At 74.9% G+C, this 506-nt stretch carries 1 protein-coding gene; it reads left to right on the top strand.

The features are described 5' to 3' along the window. Positions 1 to 237 precede the first annotated feature (237 nt). Positions 238 to 506: hypothetical protein (locus tag ABNF93_RS34765; protein WP_349332520.1), on the top strand; the 269-nt coding region annotated here is incomplete at its 3' end.

Here is a 506-nt window from a genome sequence, read left to right as displayed (position 1 = left end):
CCCCCCCCCCCCCCCCCCCCCCCCCCCCCCCCCCCCCCCCCCCCCCCCCCCCCCCCCCCCCCCCCCCCCCCCCCCCCCCCCCCCCCCCCCCCCCCCCCCCCCCCCCCCCCCCCCCCCCCCCCCCCCCGATGCTCGACCAGATGGAGGCGGACATGGGCGAGTTCCTCCGCGTCATCCCGCGAGAACGGTGCAGGTACATGCTCGAGATCCCGCACTTCTCCCGCGACTACGCCGCCGATGACCGGGCGCGGGAACCTCGAAGACGACGACCAGGACAAGCTCGATCACGCGCTCGCAGCCTGCCCGCACCTGTCCGCGACCGCCACCCACGCCACGGCATTCGCCGAGATGATGACCGGCCTACACGGCGACCGCCTAACCTCGATCTTTCACGTGCCTGGAGGCGGTGCGGGTTGGCCGTGTCGATCTCCCGGTTGGTGGCTGGTTCTTGATGCGGGTGTGCGTGGCCACCGACGCTGTGTTCGCCGGTTCTCCGGGATCCTGGT

The sequence above is a fragment of the Actinopolymorpha sp. B9G3 genome, from assembly GCF_040120725.1.
GTDB lineage: Bacteria > Actinomycetota > Actinomycetes > Propionibacteriales > Actinopolymorphaceae > Thermasporomyces.
This window is presented reverse-complemented; position numbering and strand designations above follow the sequence as displayed.